Source organism: Corynebacterium sp. (assembly GCF_012838985.1).
Taxonomy (GTDB): domain Bacteria; phylum Actinomycetota; class Actinomycetes; order Mycobacteriales; family Mycobacteriaceae; genus Corynebacterium.
Genome location: NZ_DUOE01000202.1, coordinates 1 through 4,382, shown reverse-complemented (window position 1 = coordinate 4,382; position 4,382 = coordinate 1). Strand labels below are relative to the sequence as shown.

Below are 4,382 nucleotides of genomic sequence, written 5' to 3'. Positions count from 1 at the left end.
GGGGGGGGGGCGGGGAGCGGCGAGGGGAACGTCGAGAAGCAGGGGGACGACCAACGGCTTCGACACCGCCTGCAGACGCCGCGAACCGACGGCCCGCGAGGCGGCGTACGCCCCGCCGGCCACCCAGAAGGCGAGACGCCGCAGCCGGGACACCCGCGCCTACTTCTTGCGGGTACCGGCCTTGATCACGCGCTTGGTCCCCGGGGAGGGGGCCTTACGGGTGGTCTTCTTGGCGGACGTCTTCTTCGTGGTCTTCTTGGTCGTCTTCTTGGTCGTCTTCTTCGTGGCCTTGCGCGCCGAGGTACCGCCGTCGGCGGCCTCCTTCGCACGACGCTCGGAGAGCAGCTCGTTGGCGCGGGCGTCGGTGATCGTCTCCGGGCTGTCACCCTTGCGCAGCGACGCGTTGGTCGTGCCGTCGGTGACGTACGGGCCGAAACGGCCGTCCTTGACGGACATCGGCTTGCCGGAGACGTCGTTGTCGCCGAGCATCTTCAACGGCGGCTGCGCGGCTGCGCGACCACGACGCTTCGGCTCCGCGTAGATACGACGTGCCTCCTCCAGGGTGATGGAGAAGATCTGGTCCTCGGAGGACAGGGAACGGGAGTCCGTGCCCTTCTTCAGGTACGGGCCGTAACGGCCGTTCTGCGCGGTGATGACCTCGTTGTCCACCGGGTCGACGCCGACCTCACGGGGCAGGCTGAGCAGCTTCAGGGCGTCCTCGAGGGTGACCGTCGAGGGCTCCATGGAGGCGAAGAGGGAGGCGGTGCCCGGCTTGAGGTTCTCCTCGACCAGGGCGTTGATGCGCTTCTCCTTCTGCGCGGCCGCGGTCTTGGTGCCCCAGTTCTTGGCGCGCATGCCGTCGGCGGCACGCTGGGCGTCCTCCTCGGCACGCTCCTGCGCAACGATCTCCTCGGCGGCGGCCTCGGCGGTGGCACGCTCGTCATCACGCACGACCTCGGTGACGTACGGGCCGTAACGGCCCTCCTTCGCCACGATCATGCGGCCGTTGGCCGGGTTGAGGCCCAGCTCGCGGCCCCCCTGCGGGGTGGCGAAGAGCTTCTCCGCCAGCTCGAGGTTGAGCTCGTCCGGGGTGGTCGACTCCGGCAGGTTGGCGCGCTGGTACTCCGGCTCCCCCTCCGCGGTCTCGCCGACCTTGCGCTCGATGTACGGGCCGTAACGGCCGACGCGGACGAAGACCGGGCGTCCCTCCTCGTCGTCGAACAGGTGCAGGGAGTTCACCGCGCGGGCGTCGATGTGCTCGAGGTTCTCACCGACGAGCGCCTTCAGGCCGCCGTGACGGGCGATGGACTCGGCAGTGTTGTCGTCCGCCTCGGCGTCACCGAAGTAGAAGCCGGTGAGCCACTCGGTGCGGTCCTCCTCGCCGGCGGCGATCATGTCCAGCTCATCCTCCATCGAGGAGGTGAAGTCGTAGTCGACGAGCGGGGTGAAGTTGTTCTCCAGCAGCCCAACGACCGCGAACGCCACCCAGCTGGGCACGAGTGCGTTACCGCGGGGCACGACGTAGCCGCGGTCCTGGATGGTCTTGATGATCGAGGCGTAGGTCGACGGACGGCCGATACCCAGCTCCTCCATCTTCTTGACCAGGCTGGCCTCGGTGTAGCGGGCCGGCGGGTTCGTGGCGTGCCCGTCCGCGGAGACCTCGGTGGCCTTGAGCGGATCGCCCTCGGAGAGGTTCGGCAGACGCTTCTCGGCGTTGTCGGCGACGTCGCGGCCGTCGGCCAGGCGGGAGGTCTCCACGTAGGCGCGGAGGAAACCCGGGAAGGTGATGGTGCGGCCGGTGGCGGAGAACTCGGTCTGCTCACCGGTGCGGGCGGTGCCGGCGATGGTCACCTTCAGCGAGGTGCCCTTCGCGTCCGACATCTGCGAGGCGACCGTGCGCTGCCAGATCAGCTCGTAGAGCCTGAACTCCTCCGCGTCGAGCTTGCTGTGCAGCTCACCGGGGGTGGCGAAGCGCTCACCGGCGGGGCGGATCGCCTCGTGGGCCTCCTGCGAGTTCTTGGACTTGCGGTCGTAGCGGCGCGGGGAGTCCGCCACGAAGGCGTCACCGTAGAGCTCCCGGGCCTGCTCGCGGGCCGCGGTGAGACCCTGCTCGGAGAGCGAGGTCGAGTCGGTACGCATGTAGGTGATGTGGCCGTTCTCGTACAGACGCTGCGCGATACGCATCGTACGGTCCGAGGTGTAGTGCAGCTTGCGGCCCGCCTCCTGCTGGAGGGTCGACGTCATGAACGGGGCGTACGGGCGGCGCGTGTAGGGCTTCTCCTCCACGCCGGAGACCTGCATGTCGACGCCCTGCAGCGCCTCAGCCAGCGCCTCCGCCTGCTGCTTGCCGACGACCACCGCGTCACCCTTGAGCCGGCCCCGGTCATCGAAGTCACGTCCCTGGGCGACGCGCCGACCGTCGAGGGTCGCCAGCTTCGCCTGGAAGGAGGTCGGGTTGTCCGGGTCGGACGCGGCGCGGGTGGCACCGGTGTCCAGGTCGGCGCTGAGGTCCCAGTACTCGGCGGAGATGAACGCCATGCGCTCCCGCTCCCGCTCGACGATGACGCGGGTGGCCACCGACTGGACACGGCCGGCCGACAGGCGCGGCATGACCTTCTTCCACAGCACCGGGGACACCTCGTAGCCGTAGAGACGGTCGAGGATACGACGGGTCTCCTGGGCGTCGACGAGGTTCTCGTCCAGGTCACGGGTGTTCTCTGCGGCGGCCAGGATGGCGGGCTTGGTGATCTCGTTGAACACCATGCGGCGCACCGGCACCGTCGGCTTGAGCACCTCGAGCAGGTGCCAGGCGATGGCCTCGCCCTCACGGTCGGGGTCAGTGGCCAGCAGGAGCTCGTCGCAGAGCTTCAGCTTCGCCCGGAGGTCGGCGACCTTCTTCTTCTTGTCGGGGCTGACCACGTAGAGAGGGGCGAAGCCGTTCTCCGTGTCGACGCCGAGGCGGGCCCACGGTTCCTTCTTGTATTTCGCGGGGACGTCGGCGGCGCCGCGTGGAAGGTCACGGATGTGGCCGACCGAGGCCTCGACGATATAGTCGTCGCCCAGGTAGGGCTGGATCTTCTTCGCCTTGGTCGACGACTCCACAATGACCAGGGTCTTCCCCGGTCCCTTCGCTTCTGCCACTGGGAGAACTTCCCTCTCATCTAGCGCATTACTGTTTGACGGGCAAACCGTCCTTCCGGGTGACTTTAGTCCAGACCCGGTTCAGGTCAACACGTTACACAGTATCTAATGGTGCTCCTGTGGCCGGTGCACCCGATCCGTTCCGCAATGGGTCACGGCGGAGGTCGATCGCCGGTACACTCCCCGAATTTCGGGGGCGTAAATCCGGGGAGTGTACCGGCTAACGCCCCCGAGGCTTCTCGACGTCGACAAGCCGGAAACAACAAAGACCGTCCTCCCTTGACGGGTGGACGGTCGCTGCGAGAAAACTATATCGAACCTACTGGCCGAGAGTTTCCTTGAAGTTGCTCATTGAAGAGCCGATGTGGCTTAGAGCGGACGGACAGCCTGAGCCTGCGGGCCCTTGGCGCCCTCACCGATCTCGAACTCGACCTGCTGGTTCTCCTCGAGGGTACGGAAGCCCGCGCCCTGGATCTCGGAGTAGTGGACGAAGACGTCAGCGGAGCCATCTGCCGGAGCGATGAAGCCGAAGCCCTTCTCAGCGTTGAACCACTTCACAGTTCCCTGTGCCATGTTAAAAACCTATTTCTTGATGTGGAGGTGGTACGGCGCCGGCACATGCCGGACAACCGGGTCGTATCGAACCCCCGATGGACCACCATCCCCAGGTTGGAGCGGTGATTCGGGTGCTCGCGTATAAATCCCTTGCGAGCACGTAAACGTAACGCACAGAAACAGCGACCGGGACCTAGTGTGTCACGGATTAGGTCGCCGCGATAGTCTTACGTCAATTCCGGGTCAAAAAGACCCCTAAAAGCCGGGGGCTCTCCCACATACAGGGGTGATCAAGATGACGGGTCCGCACCACCTGGGCGAAGAACTCACCGCCGCGATCACCCGCCGTTTCCCCGCCTCCACCTGCACCTATTCCACGGTGCAGCCCGCCTGCCCCGCGGAATTCGGCCCCTGGCCGACGTGGATCCACCCCCCGTTGCGTGAATATCTCGTCGACGGGGGCATTCCGGCGCTCTACAGCCACCAGGCGGCCACCGCGGAGCTCGCGCACGGGGGTACGGACGTCGTCGTGGCCACCGGCACCTCCTCGGGCAAGTCGCTCGGTTATCTCCTGCCGGTTCTCAGCGCCCTCGCCGCGGACCCCACCGCCTGTGCCCTCTACCTCACCCCGACGAAGGCCCTGGGCTCCGATCAGCTGCAGACGGTCTCCGCGCTCACCCGCGCGG

The 4,382-nt window shown here is 66.9% G+C and carries 3 protein-coding genes; 1 reads left to right on the top strand and 2 read right to left on the bottom strand.

Annotated elements, in window-relative coordinates; all coding sequences use genetic code 11:
- Positions 1 to 159: 159 nt before the first annotated feature.
- Positions 160 to 3,141 carry a type I DNA topoisomerase gene (gene topA / locus GXZ33_RS11410; protein WP_291341204.1) on the bottom strand — a complete coding sequence of 994 codons (2,982 nt, stop codon included), beginning with the start codon at positions 3,139 to 3,141 and terminating at the stop codon, positions 160 to 162.
- A 369-nt stretch (positions 3,142 to 3,510) separates the two neighbouring features.
- A complete protein-coding gene (locus GXZ33_RS11405; RefSeq protein ID WP_291341202.1) occupies positions 3,511 to 3,714 on the bottom strand; it encodes a cold-shock protein in 204 nt (67 codons plus the stop codon).
- Between the two features lie 277 nt (positions 3,715 to 3,991).
- Between GXZ33_RS11405 and GXZ33_RS11400 the strand changes: the two genes are divergently transcribed.
- Positions 3,992 to 4,382, top strand: a 391-nt coding sequence (locus tag GXZ33_RS11400) for a DEAD/DEAH box helicase (RefSeq protein ID WP_291341200.1), incomplete at its 3' end; no start/stop codon positions are given.